A 23,198-nucleotide genomic window follows, 5' to 3' on the forward strand; every position below is an offset into this window, starting at 1 on the left:
TCCGACAGGCGGCCGCTCCGGGATGCGGGGCCGGACCGAACCCAAAGCCACCATGTCTGCCCTCGAGCTGGTTCTTCTTCTGCTTACCGCTTCGGTGCTGGTGGTCGGCCTGTTCCGCAGCGTCGGGCTGCCTCCCATTCTCGGTTACCTGCTGGTCGGCGCGCTCGCCGGGCCGCACGCACTGGCTTTCATCCCGGACACCGACGAGGCGCGCCACTTTGCCGAATACGGCATCGTGTTCCTGATGTTCTCGATCGGGCTGGAGTTCTCGCTGCCCAAGCTGTTCTCGATGAAGCGGCTGGTGTTCGGCCTTGGCGCTGCCCAGGTCGCCTTCACCGTGCTCGGCGTGGTCAGTTTCGCCTGGCTGTTCGGCCTTGGCTTCAAGGGGGCGGTCGCGGTGGGCGGGGCGATCGCGATGTCGTCCACAGCGGTGCTGATCAAGCTGCTGGTCGAGCGGCTCGAGCTGGATTCCGCCCACGGCCGGCAGGTGGTGGGCGTGCTGCTGTTCCAGGATCTGGCGGTGGTGCCCTTCCTGGTGGTCATTCCGGTGCTGGCGCTGGGCGCGGAAGAAAGCATGGAGGCGCTGGCGCTGGCGGCGGTCAAGGCCACAGTCGCGCTCACCGTCATCCTCTACCTCGGCCCGCGGCTGATGCAGCGCTGGTTCCACATCGTGGCCATGCGCAAGTCGCCCGAACTGTTCATGCTCAACGTGCTGCTGGTGACGCTGGGCATGGCGTTCGCGACCGAACTGGCCGGGCTGTCGCTGGCGCTCGGCGCCTTCCTCGCCGGCATGCTCATTTCGGAAACCCAGTACCGCTACCAGGTGGAAGAGGACATCAAGCCCTTCCGCGACGTGCTGCTCGGGCTGTTCTTCGTCACCATCGGCATGAAGCTGGATCTGGCCCTGGTGTTTTCCGACCTGTTCTTCGTGCTGGTGACCGTGCTGTTCATCCTGATCGGCAAGTTCGTGGTCGCGGCCGGCGCGTCGCGGCTGTTCGGATCGTCGCCCGGCAATGCGCTGCGGGTGGGGCTTTGGCTGTGCGCCGGCGGCGAGTTCGGCTTCGTGCTGATCGCGCTGGCCGACGCCGCCAACCTGATTCCGGACCGCATCCTGCAGATCGTGCTGGCCGCGCTGCTGCTCACGCTGCTGACCGCGCCCATCATCGCCCACTACGCCGACCGCATCGTGCTGCGGCTGGTGCCGTCCGAATGGCTGCTGCGTTCGATGCAGCTCACCTCGATCGCCGCCCAGACCCTGGCCACCGACAGCCACGCCATCGTGTGCGGCTACGGCCGCAACGGCCAGTACCTCGGCCGTTTCCTGGAGAACGAGGGCATCACCTTCATCGCACTCGACCTGGACCCCGAACGGGTGCGCGAGGCGGCGGCGGCCGGTGAAACCGTGGTGTTCGGCGACGCCGGCAAGCGCGAAACGCTGATCGCTGCCGGCATCGCGCGCGCGTCCATCGTGGTGGTCACCTTTGTCGATACCGACGCGGCGATGCGGGTGATCCACCTCGCCAACGATCTCCGGCCGGACGTGCCGGTGGTGGTGCGGACCTTCGACGAGCGCGACTACGACAAGCTGTCGACCGCCGGCGCCACCGAGGTGGTGCCGGAATCGCTGGAGTCGTCGCTGATGCTGGCCACCCACGCGCTGGTGCTGCTGGGCGTGCCGCTGAACCGGGTGCTCAAGCGCATCCGCCAGCTCCGCGGTGACCGCTATCACCTGCTGCGCGGCCTGTATCGCGGCGCCGAGCATCTGGCGGAAGAGGCGGTCAGCGAAGCGCAGCACAAGCGGCTGCACTCGGTCCCGCTGGCGCCCGGCGCCTGGGCCATCGGTCACCGCATCGACGAATTCCGCTTCGAGGACGTGCGGGTCGAGGTGAGCGCGATCCGCCGGCGCGGCATCCGGGCGCTGGAGCCCAGTTCCGATCTGGCGTTCGAAAGCGGCGATGTGGTGGTGCTGCTGGGCGAACCGGCCGAACTGGCGAAGGCGGAGTCGCGGCTGCTGAAAGGCGAGGCGGGGCTGCTGAAGCGGGGGTAAGGGAAGGAAACACCGGCGGGGCGGCTGTGCGCCCCGCCTGCGGTCAGGCGTCGATCAGAACGCGACGCAGACCGTGTAGAGACGGCCTTCGGCTTCCAGGGCAGGTGTGATTTCGACGGCGGTGCCGGTGGCCGCACCCGCGCCGTCTGTCTGCGACATCGCACGCACGTTGCCGGTATTGGTGGCGCCATCGTCCATGGTCGAATCGACCTGGCGCGCCAGACGGGCAGAAATGCCGTCCGAACAGATGAAGAAGGCGCCGGTCATCGGCAGCGAGGCCGACGGGTTGGAGGTGGCGGAGCCGGTGGCCGGCGTGATCGGTGCCGCGCCGGTGATGCCGATGCGGCCGTTGTCCGCATTGCGCGGAAAGTAATTGGTGGTGTCGCTGGTGCTGGTGGTGCCGGTCAGCAGATTGGCCATGCGCAGGTGCTGCCACACCAGAAAGGATTCGTCGGTGGCGGTGGTCGAATTCCAGCTGCCGCCGATGCGGCCGTTGCCGCGCGCTTCGGTGTCCGGGCTACTGGCGTTGCTGCCGCCCACGTGCTGGCCGGCCGAAGGATCGTCGCCGGGCATGAAGCGGAAGCGGTCCTGATAGGCGTAGATCGCAGTGGAAATGGTGCGGAAGTCGTTCACCAGACTTTTCGCCTTGGCACTGTTGATCAGTTCCTGGCCCTTGAGCACGCCGCCGAGCAGCAGACCGATAATGACCAATACGATGGCGATTTCGACCAGGGTGAAGCCTTGTTGCGTGGATTTCATGAATAGTCTCCTTGCCGCTTTACCTGCATGTTCCGTGCCGGTTTTGGGCGCTTTTGACCGGTGCCGCGCATCTTGCTGAATCGGAAACGATTTTTTTCCATGCTGGAGGCGGTCATGGCCTATGACCTTGGTCATAGGCCGACACCGGGTCCGGCGTCGCCGTCCCGGTGTGACCGCTTTTCGACAGCTTTGTCACGATCCGGTCATCTGCATAGCGCGGCCCGCCCGGTCGGGGGCGCCGCATGAACGTTCCGATCACCTCAGCCCGTCTGACCCGGCTGCTGAACTGGCTGAGCGCGGTGCGCCCCTGGCTGCTGCTGGCGGTGCTGGCCAGCCTGCATGCCCTGCTGTGGGTGGGCGAAGACGTGAGCTTCGGCCGCGTGCTGCTGCTGGTCCATGTCGGCCTGCTGCTCATGTGGCAGCCGCTGGTGGGTGCCCAGAGCCGCGTCGAAGCGCGCGGGCTGGCCGCGCTGGCCGTGGTGGTGCTGGCGCTGCTGGTGTTCTACGGGCCGCGCGTGCTCAGTCTGTGGATGCTGCTGCTGGCCGGGCTGATCGGCGGCAAGGTGTTCTACTCCACCTCGCGCGGGCCGCGTGTCTATTACCTGGGCGCGCTGGCCTACCTGATTACCGCACTGTTCACCGTGGCGCTGCCGCGCGCGCTGCCGCCCGGCCTGTCGGTGCCGGCGGGCATCGATCCGCTGGGCCTGTGGCTGTCGCCGCTGGCGCTGACCGTCATGCTGGGTGTGTCCGGCCACGAACGCGCCGACCGTGACCGCGACGTGCTCGATTTCGTGTCCGGGCTGTTCGTGCTGCTGCTGCTGGCGGTGCTGGCGCTCGGCACGCTGGCCGCCATGCTGCTGTCCGGCGTCGACTACCTGCGGGCGCTGCTCGGCACCCTGGGCGTGCTGGCCGCCATGCTGCTGCTGCTCAGCTGGGCGTGGAATCCGCGTGGCGGTTTCGGCGGGCTGGGCGTGGCCTTCACCCGCTATGTGCTGTCGCTCGCGCTGCCCTACGAGCGCTGGCTGGAAAGTCTGGCCGCGCTGTCCGAGCGCGACGGCCGGCCGGAGGATTTCGTCGCCCGCGCTGCCAACCGTCTGCTGGCGCTGCCGCTGGTGGCCGGGGGCGAATGGCGCACCCGTGGCGGTGACGGCCCGACGCACGAAGGCCACTTCGGCGAGCGCGGCACCCAGCGCTATGAGTTCGAACATCCGCTGCTGGCGCTGGCGCTGTACACCGAGCGCCCGCTGTCCGGCGGGCTGGTGTGGCACTTCAACCTGCTGGTTCAGCTGCTCGGTCAGTTCTATCAGGCGCGGCTGCGCGCCGAGGAACTGCGCCGGCTGAGCTATCTGTCGGCCATCCACGACACCGGTGCCCGACTGACTCATGACGTGAAGAACCTGCTGCAGTCGCTGAACACCCTGTGCTACGCGCTGCAGGAAGCCGACGGCCCGGAGGACGCGGCGCGCGCCAATGCGCTGCTGTCCCGTCAGCTGCCGGTCATCACCGCACGGCTGGAAGCGACGCTGGACAAGCTGCGCCGGCCGACGCCGGCCGACGGTGAGTGGATGCCGGCGCCCGAATGGCTGCTCGCCATGTCCGCCCGCTTCGCCGGCCAGGGCGTGGCGGTCGAGGGTGCGACCGATCCGGATCAGTGGCTGCCCGGCGCGCTGTACACCGCGGTGGCGGAAAACCTGATCGCGAACGCGCTGCAGAAGCGGCTGACCGAGCCGGACATCGCCATCGTGCTGCGTCTGGGCGGCGAGCGGCTGTCGGTCGAGGACGACGGCAGTCCGGTGCCGCCGGAACTCGAAGCCCGTCTGCTGCGCGAACCGGTGGCCTCCGCCACCGGTCTCGGCGTGGGCCTCTACCAGTCCGCCCGGCTCGCTGAGGCGGCCGGCTACCTGCTGGCGCTGGACCTGAACCGGGTGGGCTGCGTGCGTTTCGCGCTGGTGCCGGCCGCCGCAAGCGCCCGGCGCAGCGACGCACAGCACTGATGTGGGCCGCGCTCAGCCGCGGCCGGCAGCATGCAGCCAGGCGATCACGTCGCCCGCATTGCGGTCAGGCGGAAACACCGGGTAGAACACCTTCACGATGCGACCGTCCTCGACGATCAGCGTGAGGCGGCGGTAAAGCACCTGCCCGCCCGCCTCGAACACCGGCAGCGCAAGCGCATCGCGCAGTGCCAGCGGGCGGTCGCTGAGCAGCGGGAAGGGCAGATGCAGGCGCTCTGCCGCTTCGCTCTGCCAGGCGCTGTCCTGGGTACTCAGTCCGAACACGCCGGCATCCAGCGCGGCGAGTTCCGCGTGGTGGTCGCGGAAGGCGCAGGACTGAGGCGTGCAGCCGCGCGCCCCCGGCAGGGCGTCCCAGCCCTCGGGCAGCGGCAGGCCCGGGCGGCCGGTCATCGGGTAGATATAGATCACCTGCAGCCCGGGCAGTGCCGACAGCCTTACGGTACGGCCGTCGGTCGCCGGCAGATCGACAGCCGGCAGGGCGAGGCCCTCAAGATGGGCGGCGGCGCCGTCGTCCACCGGCATCGGCAGGTCGGCCGGCAGCGCGGTCAGGAGCGTGTTCATGGGGTCGTGTTCCATGCCGGGTTCCACGCCACTTCCCACAGGTGGCCGTCCGGGTCGGCAAAACAGCCGGCATAGCCACCCCAGAAAGTGTCGGCGGCGGGTTTCACGATCCGGGCGCCGGCGGCCAGGGCCTGCGCCATCACCGCGTCCACCGCGGTCTTCGAGCCCAGGTTGTGCGCCAGCGAAAAGCCGGTCGGGTCCGGCGCGCCCGGCGTGACACCGATGTCGTGGCCGAGGCTTGCGCGAGGCCACAGCGCCAGCCGAAGCCCCGGCTGCAGATCGAAGAAGGCGACCGCGCCGTGCTCGAATTCGCGGCCGACGATGCCTTCGGTCGGCCAGCCCAGCCCGTCACGATAGAAGGCCAGCGCGCGTTGCAGATCGTCCACGCCCAGCGTGATGAGCGAAACGCAGGGTTTCACCGCTACAGCGCCTGTCCGTCGTAATGCCGCACCGGCAGCGCGTCGATGTCCACGCCGTCGAGACAGCGCACATTGATCGCGGCCATTTCGGCGCCGTTGGGCAGACGGCCCTCGCCGAACGGGTGGATGCCGCACACCGGGCAGAAGTGGTGGCGGATTACGTGCTTGTTGAAGGTGTAGGTCGCCATGTCGGCGGCCGGCGTCTTCAGCCTGAGCGCGTCGCGCGGCACGAACCACATGAGCGTGCCCTTGCGGCGACAGATCGAACAGTTGCAGGCGGTCAGCGCGTCGGGCGCGCCCTCGACCTCGAAGGCGATGCGGCCGCAGTGGCAGCTTCCGGTGGATGTCATCGTGTGTTCCTCCTGTTGGGTCGCGCCTCAGCGCGCGTTGCGGCGGGCGCCCAGCGCCTGCGCCAGCCCTTCGTACTGCGCAGCCAGCATCACCATCCACTCGCCCTCGTAGCGGCGCAGCGACAGCACTTCAAGCTTGGTGAAGGTGACGCCGTCGGTGGCGACGGTCACGCGGGCCAGTACATGCACCGTTTCGCCTTCGGCCACCGTCCCCAGCACCTCGATGCGCTCGAACTGCACGTTGGCGGGCATGCGCTGTTCGAGCGAACGGAAGAAGTTGTTCATGAACACGTAGGGGTCGGCTGCCTGCACCTCGCCCAGCGTGGCGTCCTGCCCGAAGGTCATGTGCAGCAGCTCGACCTGGCCGGCCCGCGCCTCTTCCACGTAGAAGGGCAGCATCATGGCCTTGAAGCGCGAGCGCTCGACCGGATGGGTGTAGGGCGCGATCGCGCCGAAGCCCATCAGCTTCAGCGCGTTGAAATAGGCGCGGGTCAGTTCTTCGGGGCTGGCGCCGGGCGGTGCGGCGTCGGCCCGGCCGGCCAGCAGCGTGGCGAACAGACAGATGAACAGGAGGCGGCCGGTCAGGCGGAGCGTGCGCATGGAGGTGTCCGGAATCCGCCTTGCGGCGGAGAAGCGCCCAGTGTAGCGGTCCCGCATGTCATGCGGCGGCCGGTCTGTACCGTCCAGTTCGCGTCCGGCGCGCGCGCTCAGTGAGGCGGCGCGGCGCTCATGTCCATGAACGACAGTTCCCAGATGTGGCCGTCCGGGTCTTCGAAGCCGTGGCCGTACATGAAGCCGTAGTCCTGCGGCGGTCGTGGCACCGCGCCGCCGGCCGCCCGGGCCTTGGCCACCAGCTCATCCACCGCCGCGCGGCTGTCGCGCGACAGGCAGAGCAGCACTTCGGTGGTTTTGGTGGCGTCGGCGATCGGCTTGCCGGTGAAGCCGGCGAAGAAGGGCTCGGTCAGCAGCATCAGATGGATGGTGTCCGACACCACCATGCAGATCGCGTCGTCGTTCGAGAACTGCGGGTTCAGCGTGAAGCCGAGCGCGCTGTAGAAGGCCCTCGCGCGTGCGAGGTCCTTGACCGGAAGGTTGATGTAGATCTGCTGTGGCACGGGGTGTCTCCTCGCAAGGGGCGGCGGTACATCCGCCGCGCTGCGTGCACGACGAAGCAGGCGGCGTTGGATCGACAGTGCGCTGTCGCGGTCCGCCCCGGCAGCTCAGTAGTGGGCGGCCAGCGCCCGTGCCCGGGCCGCTGCCTCGGCGCGCGAGCCGGCGTCCACCTCGGGGCCGTACAGCGTCTTCTGCACGATCACATGTTCGACCTCGGTGATGCCCACCATGCGCAGCCACAGGTCGAGATACTGGCGCTGCAGGTCCCACTCCGACGACTTCAGCGCGTCCGGCGCGTCGCCCACCTCCACGCCGCGCGCCAGCACCAGCACCGCTTTGCAGTGGCCGAGCGTGCCGAGCTGGCCGCGCTCGTCGAAGGTGAACAGCAGGTCCTTCTGCGACACCACGTCGATCAGTTGTTTCAGCTTGTAGGGAATCGAGTAGTTCCACATCGGCGCGCTGATCAGCAGCCGGTCCGCCTTCTGGATGCGCGCCGCCAGCGCGCGGATCTGCGCCCACGCCGTCGCCTGCGCGTCGGTCAGCGGCGTGCCGGCCAGGCCGGCGTACTTCGCGTCCAGCGCGGCGCCGTCGAATTCGGGCAGAGGTTCGGACCACACGTCCAGCACATCCACCGTGCCGTCCGGATGCGCCGCCTGCCAGGCGTCGATGAAGGCGTGCGCAACCTCGATCGAGGCCGAGCGCTGCTTGCGTGGGGAGGATTCGATGTGGAGGAGGTGGGGCATGGAGGGCTCCGGACGGGATGACCACAGGTCGGGGAGCCCGAGTGTAGCGGTTCAAAGACGGCCGGTGCCTGGCGCGCTTCGGGCGCACGGCTGCTCCGGGCAGCGCTGGCCGATCGAACGGCCAGCCGCTTTTTCGCAACAGGCCGGTCAAGGCTGGCAGGGCTGGATGCGCCGCCTGCGCGAAGCGACACGCGCGGCGATGACCAGTAGGCCCGCAGCGCCGAGTACGAATGGCGCAGGCTCCGGGACGGGCGCTGCCGCGACCAGGTAGCCCGCCGTAAGCCGGCGTGATTTGCCCGGAGCGATGTCTTCACTTGCTGCCGACCAGCACGACTCGTTCATGCAGAAGCTCTCGGCGCCGACTGGAAACCACTGTTCGGCGATGGTCCCCGGCAACGCGTTGAAGTGAACGTAGATCTCCATCCGGAACCAGCCTGCACCGGTGAAATCCGGCCCGGTGCTGTCGCTGAAAGCCAGGGTGCCCTTGGACGCATGCAGGCCCCATGTGCCTGCCGTGGACACATAGTGACGTCCGGCCTGTGTCGGACCATCGCTGGTGAAGATGTCGATGTCGTGAAAGGTATCGGTGTCGCTGTCGTACGTGAACGACCCATAGGCCGTCGCCGCGTCACTGAACCGGAAATCCACGAGTTCCCACCTGACCGGCGCTGCGCTCACGCTGGATGAGGCCAGTAACAGGAGAGCGGCATAGAGAGTTTTTTTCAATCCCAATCCTTTCTGGGGCGTGACAGGAGAATGCTGGCGTCCGAACATCAAGGTGCGATGGAACGAATCAGGACTTGCGGATTCGTGCATCCGCGCAAGGATCGTTCGAAGGTATGTCATATGAATGGCGCCGCATGATCGGATATCGACCGGGCTGTCGCCATCAGCCGTTTGTCCGAGCAGTCATGCTCAAGGCATCCGTGCAGCGATGGTCCAGCGTGGGTATCCGGATGACCTCCTGGGCTGCCCGGAAGCCTGGCCCGCGCGTCCTGTAAATAATGGGATGCGCGCTGTTTTACCTTCCGGTCGATCGTACTCCGTACGCATGAACCGGGAGGTCACAGCGCTGAACTTTCGGAGACCTACTCCGCCAGCGGCTCCAGCAGCGCCGCCAGATCGTTCTCGCCGAATTTCTCCAGCGCGGCTTCGTCGTTGCCGAGGATGCCTTCGGCCAGGGCGGCCTTCTTTTCCTGCAGGGCGACGATGCGTTCTTCGATGCTGCCGGCGACGATGAGCTTGTAGACGAATACCGGCTTGTCCTGACCGATGCGGTGGGCGCGGTCGCTGGCCTGGTTTTCGGCGGCGGGGTTCCACCAGGGGTCGTAGTGGATGACGGTGTCGGCGGCGGTGAGGTTGAGGCCGACGCCGCCGGCTTTCAGGCTGATCAGGAACACCGGCACCGTGCCTTCCTGGAAGCGGCGCACGACGGCCTCGCGGTTCTGCGTGTCGCCGGTGAGCATGACGCAGCCGATGCCGGCTTCGACCAGCTGTTCGTGGATCAGGTCGAGCATGCCGGTGAACTGCGAGAACACCAGCACCTTGCGGCCTTCGGCCAGCAGGCTTTCCAGCATGTCCATCAGCAGTTCGAGCTTGGCGCGTTCCTTCACGCGGGCGGCGGCATCGGTCTTGAGCAGGCGCGGGTCGCAGCACACCTGACGCAGCTTGAGCAGGGCGTCGAGGATGACGATGCGCGCGCGTGCGAAACCGCGGTTCGCGATCTCTTCGCGCACCCGCTTGTCCATCGCCACCCGCACCGTTTCGTACAGGTCGCGCTGGCGGCCGGTCAGTTCGACCGTACGCACCACCTCGGTCTTCGGCGGCAGATCGGCGGCGACGTCGTCCTTGCGCCGGCGCAGGATGAAAGGCGCCACGCGGCGCGCCAGCAGTTCGCGGCGGATCGGGTCGCCGTGCTTCTCGATCGGCGTGCGCCAGCCGCGGGTGAACTCCTTCTGTTCGCCGAGAAAGCCGGGCAGCAGGAAGTCGAACTGCGCCCACAGTTCGCCCAGATGGTTTTCCAGCGGCGTGCCGGTCAGGCACAGCCGGTGGCGGGCGCGCAGCAGGCGCACCGCGCGCGCCGCCTGACTGCCCGCGTTCTTCACCGTCTGCGCCTCGTCGAGGATGAGCAGGTGGTAGTCGTGCGCGGCCAGCTTTTCGTGGTCGCGCCACAGCAGCGGATAGGTGGTGAGGCAGACGTCGTGCTCAGAGATGCGCTCGAACAGTTTGGCGCGATCCGGTCCGTGCAGCTTGAGCACCCGCAGCTCGGGGGCGAAGCGGGCGGCTTCGCGCTGCCAGTTGAACACCAGCGAGGTCGGCAGCACCACCAGCGCCGGGCGGTCCAGACGGCCGGCGCGTTTCTCGGTCAGCAGATGGGCCAGGGTCTGCGCGGTCTTGCCCAGGCCCATGTCGTCGGCCAGGATGCCGCCGAGGTCGTGCGCGCGCAGATGCTGCAGCCAGGCCAGGCCTTCGCGCTGGTAAGGGCGCAGTTCGATGCCGAAGCCCGCCGGCGGCTCGACCGGCTGCACCTGCTGCATGCCGCGCAGCCGGTCCACCCACTGTTCGATCGAGCGGAAGCCGGCGCGCGTCCATTTCGCGTCCAGCGTGTCGGCCAGACGCGGCGCGTCCATGCGCGACACCTTCAGCGGGCCGCCTTCCGGCTGGTCGAACAGGTCGACCAGGGTGCGCGCGAGCGGCTTGATGCGGCCGGTCTGCACCAGGATGCGCTCGCCGTCGGCGGTGAACAGATCGGTGGTGTCCTCGTCGCGCATGCGGTCGAGCGCGACCGGGTCCAGCCAGCGGCCGTCGCGCTTGAACAGCGCATGCAGCAGCGGCGCCAGATCGAGCCGGCGGCCGCCGACCTCGATGCCCAGCGACAGATCCAGCCAGCCGTTCTCGTTCTCGTCCAGTTCGGCGTGCCACTCATCCACCACCAGCACGCGGTGGCGGAAGTCCGGCGGGCAGTCGATCTGCCAGCCGGCGCGGGTGAGCCGGCCGGCGGCGTCGCCGAAGAAGCGTGCCCAGGCCTCTTCGCTTTCCAGCCCGAGCGCGCCCACCGGCAGCGATTCGTACATCTGCAGCCAGCGCGCCTGCACCGGCGCGAAGCCGACTTCGCCGAGCAATGCCAGCGCCGCCTGTTCTGCCGCGACGTCGCGTTTCACCCGCACCGCGCGACCGTTGGGCAGCGTGGCGAGGTCAGAGCTGTCGGTGGCGGCGAATTTCGCCTGGCCGTACTGCAGCGTGACGGTGGCGATGTCGTACAGCGCGTGGCCGAGCGCCTTGTCGTAGCGGCGGTGCGGCTTCACGTGCCACACCGGCAGGCTGGCCAGACGCAGCACCGGTCGCAGCGTGTCCTCGACCAGCGGCAGGCTGGCGGCGTCGCGGCCCAGCGGCGAGGGCAGGGCCGGGGCAGCCTGCGACAGTGCCTCGGCCACCAGCGGCAGTTCGGCGCTGTTGAGCAGCGGCAGTTCGAGCACCGCCTGCACCGCCTCGCGCGCCGGGTGGGTGATTTCGCCGGCCTGACCGCGGCTCACGTCGAGATACCAGGGCGGGTCGGTCGGCAGCGTCCAGTCGGCCGGCGGCGTGCAGGCGAGCAGGGCACGTACGCCCAGCTTTTCGGTCTGCCATTCCAGCTGGCCGGCACGCGGCTCACCGGTTTTCAGCGCGCGGGCCTGATCGTGGCTGTCGTCGGCGCGCACGAAGCAGCGGCCGCTGTCGAGCGCCGCCCTCAGCACCGCGAGCCCTTCCGCGCCGCGCAGTTCGAACGGCACGAAGGCGCTCACCGCGCGCTTGCGTATCGCATCGCGCAGCGTGCGGAACACCGGCAGATCGCTGTCCTGCACGAAGGCGGGCGGCTTGAGCAGCGCCTGTTCGAAGTTGAACCAGGGCTGGCTGTCCGCGCCCGGCGTGCCGTCGCGGCTCGGCCGTGCCTTGAGCAGCCGCAGGTCGGCCGGCTGGGTGCCGCGCGGGGTGACCAGATAGGCGATTTCCTCCTTCGGTGCCGCGCGGCGGCGCGGTGCGCTGTTCGCCTGTTCGGCCAGCCGCTTCTGCAGGCCCTGCGCCCAGCGCAGCACGTCCGGCCGCGGGCGCTCGATCAGTTCGCCCTGCTTCTTGGCCGCCAGCAGCAGCCCGACTGCGTGCTTGCAGCGGTTGCCGACCGGGCAGGAGCAGCGGCTGGCGATTTCCAGCGTGCGTTCGCCGAAGTATTCGCGCCGCTCCAGCCGCACGCTGACCTGATAGGGCTGGGGCCGCGATCCGCGCACCTGCGCGCGCAGCGTCGGACCCTGCACCTCGATTTCGCCTACCCGCGATACGTACTGGTTGCCGCTGGCCAGCGTGTCCTCGGAAAACAGCTCGCCCAGCATGCGGGTGTCGAGCTGGGACAGCAGGCGGGTCAGTTCCATCGTCGGTGGTGCACGGCGGGCAAAAAACGGACGCAGGATTGTAAACCCTGCGTCCCGGTGCTGCCGTGACGATGCGCCGGCGCCGCTGTGGATCAGCTGCGCGGCGGCCGAACGTGTTCTTCGTCGGCCAGCGCGGCGGCCGGTCCCCAGCTCACGTGCCGGTGCAGCATGTCGGCAGCGGCGCGCGCACGCGTTTCGTCCGCTGCCACCACCGCGAACACGCCCTGGCCGCCCGGTTCCACGTGCACGCCCATATTGCGGTAGGAGGCGGTGATGATGCGGGTGGCCGCCGCGCGTTCGCGGCTCTGCGGCATCAGCAGCAGCGTGGCCGGACCGTGGCCGGTGTCGAACACGATGTGCCAGCCGGTGCCGCCGGGCACCGGGCACAGCTTCACGTAGCGCACCGCGGTCAGCGGCAGCTTCACCTCTGCACCGAAGCTTTCCAGCACCTGGGCCACGCGCTGCGGCTCGATCTGGCGGCTGCTCATCAGCGCCTCCGGCTCGTGCATCACGTGTTCGACCGCCAGTTCGATGTTCTGCTGGCCCGGCGTGCGGTAGGCGTACTGCACGCCGATGCCCACGCTCGCGACCACGCTGGCGGCCAGCGCCCACAGCTTGAGCGGCTGCGCGACCCGGCTGCGGCTGCCGGCCAGGATGCGGTCAGCCAGCCCCTCCGGCACCTCGACCGCCACGGCCTGCTGCAGCGTGCGTTCGCCGGCATTGATCCGGCGCGAGAAGGCCTGGCAGGCCGCGCAGCCGATCAGGTGCTCTTCGGCCGCTTCCGACAGGCGGCGCGGGTCGGCCAGCTTTTCCCGGCGGAAGTCGATGCAGTTGAACGCGGCAGCGGGGTGTTCGGGGCGGCTCATGATTCGGCTCTCCGGGCCGGTTGGGCGGTCAGCGCTCCGCGCAGCGTCTGGCGCGCGCGGGTGAGGCGGGTCATGACCGCGCCTTCGGTGGTGTCCAGCATGTCGGCGATTTCGGCGCATGAAAAGCCGCCCAGCGCCTGCAGCACCAGCGGCTCGCGCAGCGTGAGTGGCAGGCTGTCGAGCAGGTTTTCCATTTCGAACAGTTCGATCGGCGCGTGCTCGGCTGCGATCTGCAGGTCTTCCAGTTCGGCATCGACGAAATCGAACTGCTTGCGTTCGTACAGGCGGGCGTGTTCGCGCCGCACGATGGTGATGAGCCAGCTCTTGGTGGCGCCGGCGTCCTTCAGGTTGTCCCACGACTTCCAGGCGCGGGCGAAGGCCTCCTGCACCAGGTCTTCGGCGACGAAGCGGTCGCGGCACAGCCACCAGGCGAAACGGTACAGGTCCGGGCTGAAGGCCCGTACCGCCTGTTCGAAACTCCTGCGTGCATTGAATCCGAGGATCACCGGTTTTCCCGTTTGAGCGCTGACACCCCTTCAGACCGGGGGAGGGGCTCCAACCTTACATTGGCGAAGCCGCCGGCGTGTCTTTCCTGCCGCCGAGCCGCTTACCGGGCCGGACGCCAGGTGTGGCCGCGGCGACCTCGCCGCGCCGGGCCCGGGTCTGACGTGGGCCTGATCCGGTCGCCGGACACCGCCACATCCGCCCTGGTCACCCTGTCGCCGCGCCGCTCTGCCACTACAATGCGGGCCTCGAACGAATTCGGTGGCGCGACATGCAGAACTTCATCGCGGTCGGCGTCGGTGCGGCCATCGGTGCCTGGCTGCGCTGGGGCCTGTCGCTGGCGCTCAACCCGCTGTTTGCCGGTTTTCCGCTCGGCACGCTGGCGGCCAACCTGATCGGCGGCCTGCTGATGGGCGTGGCGCTGGGGCTGATGCAGACCGTGCCGGACCTGCCGGTGCATCTGCGGCTGCTGGCCACCACCGGCTTCCTTGGCGGGCTGACCACCTTTTCCAGCTTTTCCGGCGAGGTGTTCGCGCTGTTCGAACGCGGCGACACCGGCTGGGCGCTGGTGACGGTGGCGATCCACGTGCTCGGCTCGCTGGCGCTGACTGCGCTCGGCTGGTGGGCCTGGCACCGTCTGGCGGGCTGAGGCCACCGGGCGAGATTCACGTTACAAGCGACAAGATTCAAAGCCGGGTGCAGGTGAGGCTGGCGAGGACATTCCTTGCGGCTTGTGTCCTGCATCCTGCGTCTGTCCCTGCATCTTCCCCATGACCGACATCGATTCCCTTCTCGAAACCTGCATGAGCCGCGAAGCCGGCGGCATTGCGCGCGCGCTGCGCGATCTGGCGCCCGGCATGCGGGCGCCGGACAAGTGGCCGGCGAAGCTGGCTGAACGCATCGCGGCGTCGCAGGCCCGGGTGTCGGCGCGCCGTGCGTCGGCGCCCAAGGTCGACTATCCGGAAGAACTGCCGGTGTCGGCGCGGCGCGACGAGATCGCCGCGGCGCTGCAGGCGCATCAGGTGGTCATCGTGTGCGGCGAAACCGGCTCCGGCAAGACAACGCAGCTGCCCAAGCTGTGTCTGGAACTGGGGCGCGGTGCGCGCGGGCTGATCGGTCACACCCAGCCGCGACGCATCGCCGCGCGCGCCACCGCCGACCGCGTGGCGAAGGAACTGAACGTGCCGCTGGGCCGTGAAGTGGGCTTCGCCATCCGCTTCACCGACCGCACCTCGGAAGACAGCCGCATCAAGCTGATGACCGACGGCATCCTGCTGGCGGAGACGCAGCACGACCGCTGGCTGTCGGCCTACGACACGCTCATCATCGATGAGGCGCACGAACGCAGCCTGAACATCGATTTCCTGCTCGGTTACCTGCGCCAGCTGCTGCCGCGCCGGCCCGACCTCAAGGTGATCGTCACGTCGGCAACGCTGGACGCCGAACGCTTCGCGAACCACTTCGCGCAGAACGGCAGGGCGGCGCCGGTGATCGAGGTGAGCGGCCGGCTGTATCCGATCGAGATGCGCTGGCGGCCGTTCGACGCCAACAAGGAACGCGACCTGTACGACGCGGTGGCCGATGCGGTCGATGAAGCCTTCTCCTGCGGACCGGGCGACGTGCTGGTGTTCCTGCCGGGCGAGCGGGAAATCCGCGAGTGCGCGGAAACGCTGCGCAAGCACCACACCCGGCTGCCCGGCGTGAAGCCGGACATCCTGACGCTGTTCGCGCGCCAGTCGGCGCAGGAACAGTCGCGCGTGTTCCAGGGCTCGAACGGGCGCCGGGTCATCCTGTCGACCAACGTCGCCGAAACCTCGCTGACGGTGCCCGGCATCCGCTACGTGGTCGACACCGGTCTGGCGCGGGTCAAGCGCTACAGCTACCGCAACAAGGTCGAACAGCTGCAGGTCGAACCGGTCGCACAGTCCGCGGCGAAACAGCGCGCCGGCCGCTGCGGCCGGGTGTCCAGCGGCGTGTGCTTCCGGCTGTACGACGAAGACGACTTCAACCAGCGCACCGCGCACACCGACCCGGAAATCCTGCGTTCGTCGCTGGCCGGCGTCATCCTGCGTATGAAGGCGCTGGGGCTGACCGACGTCGAGGAATTTCCCTTCATCGACAAGCCGGCACCGCGCGCGATTGCCGACGGCTACCAGCTGCTGCAGGAGCTGGGCGCGGTAGACGAGGAGCGCCGGCTCACCACGCTGGGCCGCGAACTGGCCAGGCTGCCGCTGGACCCGCGCATCGGTCGCATGATTCTGGCAGCCCGCAACCATTCGGCGCTGAAGGAAGTGCTCATCATCACCGCCGGCCTGTCGGTGCAGGATCCGCGCGAACGACCGGAAGAGCGGGCCGGTACCGCCGACCAGGCGCACGCGAAGTTCGCCGACGAGCGCAGCGAATTCCTGTGGTACCTGAAGGCGTGGTCGGCCTTCGACGAGGTGTGGCATCACCAGTCGCAGGCCAAGCAGCGTGCCTGGTGCCGCGACAACTTCCTGAACTGGATGCGCATGCGCGAGTGGCGCGACGTGCATACCCAGCTGCACACGCTGTGTGCCGAGCACGACTGGAAGGAGAACGAACAGCCGGCCGCGGTCGAGGCGCTGCACCGTGCGCTGCTCACTGGCCTGCTCGGCAATCTGGGCCAGCGCATCGAGGACGCACGCGCCGGCGAACCGCCCTATCTGGGCGCGCGCGGCATCAAGTTCTGGCCGCACCCGGGCTCGTCGCTGGCGAAGAAGAGCGCGAAGTGGATCATGTGCGGCGAACTGGTCGAGACGACGCGGCTGTTCGCACGCTGCCTCGCCCGCATCGAGCCGGAGTGGGTGGAGGAGGTGGGCGCCCATCTGATCCGTCGCTCGACCTATGAACCGCACTGGTCGAAGAGCCGCGGCGAAACCGTGGCCTGGGAGCGCGGCGTCATCCACGGTATCACGCTGTACGCCAAGCGCGCGGTGCAGTACGGCCGCACCGACCCGGCGCTGGCGCGCCAGCTGCTGATCCGCGAGGCGCTGGTCAATGGCGACGTCAGCGACATCGCGCTGAAGCAGATGAAGTTCCTGCAGCACAACCTCGATCTGGTCGCGCAGATCGAGCGGCTGGAGGAAAAGCAGCGGCGGCAGGATCTGCTGGTTGACGAATCGCTGATCGAGGCCTTCTACGATTCCATCCTGCCGGCCGACGTGATCGACCTGCGCAGCCTGGAACGCTGGCGCCGCGACGCCGAGCGCGAGAACCCGAAGCGGCTGTACCTGACGCGCGAGCAGCTGATGCGGCATGAGGCGGCCGGGGTCAGCAGCGAACGCTTCCCGGCGAAGATGGACCTGCTGGGGCAGAAGCTGAAGCTGGAGTACCGGCATGAACCGAATGCCGCGGACGACGGCGTCACGCTCACCGTGCCGCTCACCCTGCTGAACCAGATTCCGGTCGCGCGGCTGGACTGGCTGGTGCCCGGACTGATCGAGGAAAAGGTGGTGCAGCTGGCGAAGACGATTCCGCCCAAGCTGCGCCACCGCATCCAGCCGATCAGCGGTTTCGTCGAGGAATTCCTGGGCCAGGAACACGACCATGCCGAGCCGCTGGTGAAGGCGCTGGCGCGGGCGATCGAGGTGTATGTCGGTCTCAAGCTGCCGCCGGACGCGATACGTGCCGAGAACCTGCCGGCTCACCTGATCATGAATGTGCGGGTGATCGACGAGCACGGCCGCGTGCTCGGCCAGTCGCGCAATCTGGCCGAACTGCGCACCCGGCTCAAGGACGAGGTGGCGCGCCGCTTCGAACAGGCGCGCATCGCGCTGCCCGCCGCGCAGCCTCCGGCAGCGAGGGCGCCGGGGGCTGAGCCGGTGAAGGCGGCCACGCCGGCGCCGATCCCCACGCCGGCAGCAAAGGTCGCGCCGGACGCGCGCGCCGCCCGCGGCAGCATGGCCGATGCCCTGGCCGCCCTCGGCGCGCGCGACGCGGTCGCGAAGTCGCCGGTGCCCGAGCGCGGCGGCAGGAAGGCCAAGGCCGGGCCCGCCCCGGCTGCGGCTGATCTGCCGGCCGCCTCTGCCGAAAAGGCATCGGGCGGCGAGGGCCGCTACACCAGCTGGGCGTTCGGCGAACTGCCGGAACTGATGGAAGTCGAGGTGGCCGGCCGCATGGTGATCGGTTTCCCGGCACTGCAGGACGACGGCGACGCGGTCAGCGTGCGCGTGTTCGACACGCCGGAAGCCGCGCACGAAGTGCATCGCCGCGGCCTGCGCCGACTGTTCGTGCTGGAACTGCGGGAGCAGGTCAAGTTCATCGAGAAAAGCCTGCCCGGCCTGCGCGACATGGCCATGCAATTCATGCATCTCGGTACCGAAGCCGAACTGCGCACCCAGCTGGTGGCCGCCACGATAGAGCGCTGCTGCATGATGGAGCCGTGGCCGGCTGATGCCGCGAGCTTCGCGGCGCGGCGCGACGAGGCGCGCCCGCGCATTTCGCTGGTGGCGCAGGAAATCGGCCGTCTCGCGGGCAGCGTGCTGGCCGAATACAGCGCGCTGAACAAGCGGCTGGTCGCGCTGAAGGCCCATCCGGATGCGGGCGCCGACATGCGCGCCCAGCTCGATGCGCTGGTGACCCGGCATTTCGTCGAACGGACGCCGTTCGAGCGGCTCACCCATTTTCCGCGCTACCTGAAGGCGATGGGGCTGCGCATCGACAAGCTGCGCAGCGACCCCGCGCGCGACGCCCGCGCGATGGCCGACTGGCAGTCACTGGCCACGCCCTGGGAACGCGAACGCATCGCCCGCGCGCGTGCGGGCGTGACCGATCCCTTCCTCGACGAATTCCGCTGGCTGCTCGAAGAACTGCGGGTGAACCTGTTCGCGCAGGAACTGCGCACACCGGTGCCGGTGTCGGTCAAGCGGCTGCAGAAAGTGTGGGCTTCGCGGCAGACCGGCTGATCGCCAGGGGCGCCGTGCACTCGGCAACATTCAGATTCAGTTTGTGGGAAAAATTTCCACAAAAAGAGCTCTGCTCAGGTATTCTCCGCAGCGTGTAGTGCATACCGGGACGGCACGGCCCCGGTTCATAACCAGCGGAGAAAACCTGCATGAGCGACCAGTACAAATTCGTCATCGAGAACGGCGCGGTCACCCGCGTTTATGAAGTCGCGCGCAACGGCCGGCTCGAACTTGAACGGATGGATGCCAACGAGACCTGGACCTACAACGCGCTCACCCATCAGGTGACCAAGGTCGAAACCTCCCGCGGCATCACTGAAACCAAGGTGTTCGCCGATGCGGATGGCGACGGATTCTTCAGCCGGATTTCCGAAACCTATGCCCGCGCTGCGGGCAGCGGTCCGGCCATCAGCACCGGCCAGTACCAGTTCACCGTCGTCGGTAGCGACGTGACCGCGGTGTTCGAACTCGAACGTGGCGTGCTGCGCCAGAAATCGATAGACGCCAACGAACAGTATTCGGTGGTGAACGGGCAGGTGGTGAAGACCGAGGTCGAGAACGGTCGCGTCGAAACCACGGTATTCGCCGATCTCGACGGCGACGGCTTCTATGCCAAGGTGTCAGAGACCTATGGTCCGGCCACCGGCGGCCCGATCCAGAGTGGCGGGGTATATCGCGACAACTTCTACGGCACGTCCGGAGACGACGCCTTCTTCGGCGATGCCGGCAATGACTACCTCAGCGGCGGACAGGGGGATGACCGGCTGTACGGAGGCCTCGGCAACGACCGGGTGATCGGAGATGACGGCAACGACCATCTGGAAGGGCTTGAGGGCAATGACGTGGTCGAGGGTGGGGCAGGCAATGACGACCTGTACGGGGGGCTGGGCAACGACGCGCTCTTCGGCGGTGACGGCGATGACCTGCTGTTCGGCGGTGCCGGTAACGATCGTCTGGTCGGCGGTGCAGGCAACGATCGCATCGAAGGCCAGGACGGCAACGACGTGATCGACGGCGGCGCTGGCGACGACACCATTTACGACGGTAACGGCAACGACAAGGTGACCGGTGGCGACGGTAACGACGTCCTTTACTCCGGCTACGGCAAGGATGCGGTGTATGGCGGCAACGGCGACGACGTGATCGTCGATGTCGGCGTCAGCAAGGATGTCTACGACGGCGGTGCGGGCATCGATACGGTGGATTATTCGGCGGCCGTTTCCGCGGTGTCGGTGAATCTGCTGAAGAACGTCGCAGCCGGTGCGGACATCGGCAAGGACGAACTGAAGAACATCGAGAACGCCATCGGCGGCAGCGGCAACGACGTGCTGGTCGGCGGTCGCGGCTCCAACGTGCTCGATGGCGGCCTGGGCAATGACGTGCTGAACGGCGGGCTCGGCAATGACCGGCTGATCGGCGGTGTGGGGGCGGATGACCTCTACGGCGGGCGCGGCGCGGACACTTTCGCGTTCGAAAGCTTTGATGACCTCGGTCTCGGTGCCGGTCGCGACCAGATTTTCGATTTCAGCAGACTGTCACTGGACCGCATTGACCTGTCGGCCATCGACGCAAACGGCAATGCGCTCGACGGCGATCAGGCGTTCACCTTCCTGACCGATGTGCCGCTGGCCGGCGACCAGACGGGTACGGCGTGGTTCTCGAACGGTTCGCTCTACCTGAGCAGCGATGCCGACGTGGATGCCGAGTTCCAGATCGAACTGGTGGGCGTGACCACACTGAGCGAGACCGATATGGTGCTCTGAACCCGACCGCGTCCGGCCGGTCCGAAGGGCGACCCGTTCCGCGGGTCGCCTTTTTTCATGGCGCGCACGTATGCTGCGGGCCGGCATCCAACGGACGGGACAGGACATGGCGGCACAGGCGGCGCTGGACAGGCTGATCGAGGCATACACCTCGCTGGAACCCGCGCGCGTGCCGGATCTGGCTGCGCTCTACGCAGACGACGCGCGCTTCCGCGACCCGTTCAATGACGTGCGCGGGCGTGCCGCCGTGGCGCGCATCTTCAGCCACATGTACAGCCAGGTCGACGCGCCGCGCTTCGAGGTCACGTCCTCGCAGTGCGTGGCGGACACCGCCTGGCTGGAATGGGTGATGCACTTCGAGATGCGGGGGCGGCCGCAGGCCATCGTCGGCGCGACCCGTCTGCTGTTCGATGCCCAGGGCCGCGTGACCGACCACCGGGACTACTGGGATGCGGCGCAGGAACTGTACGAGAAGCTGCCGCTTATCGGCAGCGTGCTGCGCGCTATCCGGCGGCGTCTGGCCGCCGGATAGCGTGGGCCGGATTACTGCTTCGGGCTGTTGTTGCCGCTGGCGGCGTCCAGACGGCGCGCTTCTTCCGGGCTGACGATTTCGAAGATCGCCACCACCTTGCGCACGCCGGAGGTCGAAGCGGTGACTTCCTTCGCGGCCTTCGCCTCGGTCTCGGTCAGCAGGCCCATCAGATAGACCTTGCTCATTTCGGTCACCACCTTGACATGGTTGGCCTTGACCCGCTGCGAATCGAGGATGCGCGCCTTCACCTTGGAGGTGATCAGCGCGTCGTTGGAACGCTGGGTCAGCGAGGACACGCCGGCGATCTCGGTTTCATTGCTGATGCCCCGCACGTTCGGCACCTCGGCCACGATGGCCGCCGCTTCCGCACGGGTGGCCTCGTCGGCGACCTGACCGGTCAGCAGCACGTTGCGGTTGTAGCTGGTCACGCTCACGTTGGCGCGACTGCCGAGCTTTTCGCGCAGGCGATTGCCGGCGCGCAGTTCTATGCCTTCGTCCTCGACCTGGGTGCCGCTGGTGCGGCGATCCAGCGCCGACATGACCGCGGTGCCGGCGCCGGCGGCCACCACCGGGAAACAGCCCTGCAGCGCGGGGACGGTGAGGCCGATCAGTGCGGCGATCAGCAGCGGGCGGGTGAGGGCGGGGCTCTTGCGGGTTTTGGTCATCATTCGGTTCCCAGTAGCATGCAATCGATGCCGTCGCACAGGCAGTGCAGCGTCAGCAGGTGGACTTCCTGGATGCGCGCAGTGCGCTCGGCCGGTACGCAGATGTGGATGTCGCGATCGGTCAGCAGTTCCGCAATGCGGCCACCGCCACGGCCGGTCAGTGCCACCACCCGCATTTCGCGCTCGTGCGCGGCATTGACCGCGGCGATCACGTTGGCGGAGTTGCCGGAGGTGGAAATGGCGAGCAGCACGTCCTGCGGCTGGCCCAGCGCGCGCACCTGCTTGGCGAATACCTGTTCGAAGGCGTAGTCGTTGGCGATCGCGGTCAGGATGGAACTGTCGACGGTGAGCGCAATGGCCGCCAGTTCAGGCCGCTCGCGCTCGTAGCGCCCGACCAGTTCGGCCGCGAAGTGCTGGGCATCGGCGGCCGAGCCGCCATTGCCGCAGGCCAGGATCTTGCCGGTCGCCATCAGGCTTTCAACCATGGCCTCGACCGCGTCGGCGATCGGCGCGGCGAGCACTTCGGTGGATGAAAGCTTGGTCTGCGCGCTGTCGATGAAATGTTCTGAAATGCGTGAAACCAGATTCATGGGCGCTCGCAGCGTTGTCTGTGGCCGGCAGTGTACCAAGATCGGCTGCGCGGGCCGGTTTTGTGAAGACTGCTTGCAGACGGATACCTGCGCTTGCAATTGACGCGCCCGGGAAGCGCTGGCTGCACCCGGGGCTCGCGAGCCCCGCTCCCCGCGCGCTCAGCGCGCCAGCTCCACCCAGACATCCACCCGCAGCCGCTTCCACGGGTCCGGGTCGGGCGCCAGCCGGCCGATGCGCGCACTGAGGCGCGCGCCGGCATCCATCTCGTCGGCCGCCTCGAAGTTTGCGGCCCGCGGCAGGTAGCCGATCATGATGCCGCGCCACAGCACCTTCACGGCCCGGCGGTCGTGCCGGTTGTCCGGCTCGCGCTCCAGCGTCAGCGGGTCGCCGACCGACAGCTGCGGCCACACCTCGGCCAGCCGGTGGAACTGTGCGCCGGCCAGCGGCGAGCGCTGGGCCAGCATGCGCAGGCCGTCCGCCTGCGCGCCCGCGCACAGGAGCAGCAGGGCGCAGACGCTACAGACCGAACGCATCGCGTATCCATTCGATGCCCTGCGCGTCCAGCGTGCGCATCGCGATCACGTCGAAACGCGCAGGCCGGGCCTGCATGCGCCGCCCCTGCGCGGCCAGCCAGTGCTGCGCGGCGCGGATCACCCGTGCCTGCTTGGCCGCCCCCACGCTTGCGGCCGCGCCGCCGTAGCGGTCGTTGCCGCGCATGCGTACCTCGACGAACACCAGCGTGTCGCCGTGCTCGCACACCAGATCGAGTTCGCCGTCCTTCCAGCGCAGGTTGCGGCCGATCACGGTCAGGCCCTGTGCCTGCAGGAAGCGGGCGGCCAGCGCCTCGGCGGCCGCACCGCGGGCGGCTCTGGGATCGGTCGCCGCTTTCATGCCGGCTTGTGGCCGCGGGCTGCGGCGCTCAGAATGACGGCCCGCCCGCAGCCC

The 23,198-nt window shown here is 68.3% G+C and carries 21 protein-coding genes; 6 read left to right on the forward strand and 15 right to left on the reverse strand.

All coding sequences use genetic code 11. From position 1 onward, the window contains the following. The first annotated feature begins 52 nt into the window (after positions 1-52). Positions 53-2,047 carry a monovalent cation:proton antiporter family protein gene (locus METUNV1_RS00495; protein WP_008057742.1) on the forward strand — a complete coding sequence of 665 codons (1,995 nt, stop codon included), beginning with the start codon at positions 53-55 and terminating at the stop codon, positions 2,045-2,047. A 54-nt stretch (positions 2,048-2,101) separates the two neighbouring features. Here the strand turns inward: METUNV1_RS00495 and METUNV1_RS00500 are convergent, their stop codons facing one another. Beyond that, complete coding sequence (locus METUNV1_RS00500; RefSeq protein ID WP_008057751.1) at positions 2,102-2,806, reverse strand: prepilin-type N-terminal cleavage/methylation domain-containing protein; 705 nt, start codon at positions 2,804-2,806, stop codon at positions 2,102-2,104. 242 nt (positions 2,807-3,048) lie between these two features. Between METUNV1_RS00500 and METUNV1_RS00505 the strand changes: the two genes are divergently transcribed. After that, positions 3,049-4,800: a histidine kinase gene (locus METUNV1_RS00505; RefSeq protein WP_008057753.1), complete on the forward strand. Its 1,752-nt coding sequence runs from the start codon at positions 3,049-3,051 to the stop codon at positions 4,798-4,800. Positions 4,801-4,812: 12 nt separating this feature from the next. Here METUNV1_RS00505 and METUNV1_RS00510 read toward each other — a convergent pair whose 3' ends face one another. From METUNV1_RS00510 to METUNV1_RS00555, 10 genes are all read right to left on the reverse strand, one after another. Continuing rightward, positions 4,813-5,379: a peroxiredoxin gene (locus METUNV1_RS00510; protein ID WP_008057755.1), complete on the reverse strand. Its 567-nt coding sequence runs from the start codon at positions 5,377-5,379 to the stop codon at positions 4,813-4,815. Continuing rightward, positions 5,376-5,798, reverse strand: coding sequence for a VOC family protein (locus METUNV1_RS00515; protein ID WP_008057756.1), 423 nt, complete (start codon positions 5,796-5,798; stop codon positions 5,376-5,378). The genes METUNV1_RS00510 and METUNV1_RS00515 overlap by 4 nt, the downstream gene beginning before the upstream one ends. A gap of 2 nt (positions 5,799-5,800) precedes the next feature. Next, the gene (locus METUNV1_RS00520) at positions 5,801-6,148 is read right to left on the reverse strand and encodes a GFA family protein (protein ID WP_008057758.1); all 348 of its coding nucleotides are present in this window, start codon (positions 6,146-6,148) and stop codon (positions 5,801-5,803) included. Positions 6,149-6,175: 27 nt separating this feature from the next. Then, positions 6,176-6,748: a hypothetical protein gene (locus METUNV1_RS00525; protein WP_008057760.1), complete on the reverse strand. Its 573-nt coding sequence runs from the start codon at positions 6,746-6,748 to the stop codon at positions 6,176-6,178. Between the two features lie 107 nt (positions 6,749-6,855). Next, positions 6,856-7,263 (reverse strand): VOC family protein, encoded by a 408-nt coding sequence (locus tag METUNV1_RS00530; protein WP_008057762.1) that lies wholly within the window; start codon positions 7,261-7,263, stop codon positions 6,856-6,858. A gap of 105 nt (positions 7,264-7,368) precedes the next feature. Beyond that, on the reverse strand, positions 7,369-8,004 hold the full coding sequence (locus tag METUNV1_RS00535) for an FMN-dependent NADH-azoreductase (RefSeq protein ID WP_008057765.1): 636 nt from the start codon (positions 8,002-8,004) through the stop codon (positions 7,369-7,371). Between the two features lie 147 nt (positions 8,005-8,151). Next, on the reverse strand, positions 8,152-8,820 hold the full coding sequence (locus tag METUNV1_RS00540; RefSeq protein WP_232416283.1) for a hypothetical protein: 669 nt from the start codon (positions 8,818-8,820) through the stop codon (positions 8,152-8,154). A 272-nt stretch (positions 8,821-9,092) separates the two neighbouring features. Further along, on the reverse strand, positions 9,093-12,407 hold the full coding sequence (locus tag METUNV1_RS00545; RefSeq protein ID WP_008057769.1) for a DEAD/DEAH box helicase: 3,315 nt from the start codon (positions 12,405-12,407) through the stop codon (positions 9,093-9,095). A 92-nt stretch (positions 12,408-12,499) separates the two neighbouring features. Then, positions 12,500-13,273, reverse strand: coding sequence for a DUF3379 family protein (locus METUNV1_RS00550; protein ID WP_008057770.1), 774 nt, complete (start codon positions 13,271-13,273; stop codon positions 12,500-12,502). After that, complete coding sequence (locus METUNV1_RS00555) at positions 13,270-13,779, reverse strand: sigma-70 family RNA polymerase sigma factor (RefSeq protein ID WP_008057772.1); 510 nt, start codon at positions 13,777-13,779, stop codon at positions 13,270-13,272. Before METUNV1_RS00555 ends, METUNV1_RS00550 begins: the two co-directional genes overlap by 4 nt. Positions 13,780-14,048: 269 nt before the next feature. On the opposite strand from METUNV1_RS00555, the gene crcB reads away from it, so the two are divergent. The 4 genes from crcB (at position 14,049) to METUNV1_RS00575 (ending at position 20,997) form a co-directional block, all read left to right on the forward strand. After that, a complete protein-coding gene (gene crcB / locus METUNV1_RS00560; protein WP_008057774.1) occupies positions 14,049-14,426 on the forward strand; it encodes a fluoride efflux transporter CrcB in 378 nt (125 codons plus the stop codon). A 121-nt stretch (positions 14,427-14,547) separates the two neighbouring features. Continuing rightward, entirely contained in the window at positions 14,548-18,702 is a 4,155-nt protein-coding gene (gene hrpA, locus METUNV1_RS00565) for an ATP-dependent RNA helicase HrpA (RefSeq protein WP_008057776.1), read from the forward strand. A 149-nt stretch (positions 18,703-18,851) separates the two neighbouring features. Further along, positions 18,852-20,465 carry a calcium-binding protein gene (locus METUNV1_RS20070; RefSeq protein ID WP_008057778.1) on the forward strand — a complete coding sequence of 538 codons (1,614 nt, stop codon included), beginning with the start codon at positions 18,852-18,854 and terminating at the stop codon, positions 20,463-20,465. A gap of 106 nt (positions 20,466-20,571) precedes the next feature. Continuing rightward, positions 20,572-20,997 carry a nuclear transport factor 2 family protein gene (locus tag METUNV1_RS00575; RefSeq protein ID WP_008057780.1) on the forward strand — a complete coding sequence of 142 codons (426 nt, stop codon included), beginning with the start codon at positions 20,572-20,574 and terminating at the stop codon, positions 20,995-20,997. Positions 20,998-21,008: 11 nt separating this feature from the next. Here the strand turns inward: METUNV1_RS00575 and METUNV1_RS00580 are convergent, their stop codons facing one another. The 4 genes from METUNV1_RS00580 to METUNV1_RS00595 all read right to left on the reverse strand — a co-directional run bounded on the left by METUNV1_RS00580 (position 21,009) and on the right by METUNV1_RS00595 (position 23,144). After that, a complete protein-coding gene (locus tag METUNV1_RS00580; RefSeq protein ID WP_085983280.1) occupies positions 21,009-21,665 on the reverse strand; it encodes a BON domain-containing protein in 657 nt (218 codons plus the stop codon). Beyond that, entirely contained in the window at positions 21,662-22,252 is a 591-nt protein-coding gene (locus METUNV1_RS00585) for a phosphoheptose isomerase (protein ID WP_008057784.1), read from the reverse strand. Before METUNV1_RS00585 ends, METUNV1_RS00580 begins: the two co-directional genes overlap by 4 nt. Positions 22,253-22,411: 159 nt before the next feature. Further along, on the reverse strand, positions 22,412-22,786 hold the full coding sequence (locus METUNV1_RS00590) for an HIRAN domain-containing protein (RefSeq protein ID WP_008057787.1): 375 nt from the start codon (positions 22,784-22,786) through the stop codon (positions 22,412-22,414). After that, on the reverse strand, positions 22,770-23,144 hold the full coding sequence (locus tag METUNV1_RS00595) for a YraN family protein (protein WP_008057789.1): 375 nt from the start codon (positions 23,142-23,144) through the stop codon (positions 22,770-22,772). Before METUNV1_RS00595 ends, METUNV1_RS00590 begins: the two co-directional genes overlap by 17 nt. Positions 23,145-23,198 lie beyond the last annotated feature (54 nt).

The organism is Methyloversatilis universalis FAM5 (genome assembly GCF_000214035.2).
Classification (GTDB): Bacteria; Pseudomonadota; Gammaproteobacteria; order Burkholderiales; family Rhodocyclaceae; genus Methyloversatilis; species Methyloversatilis universalis.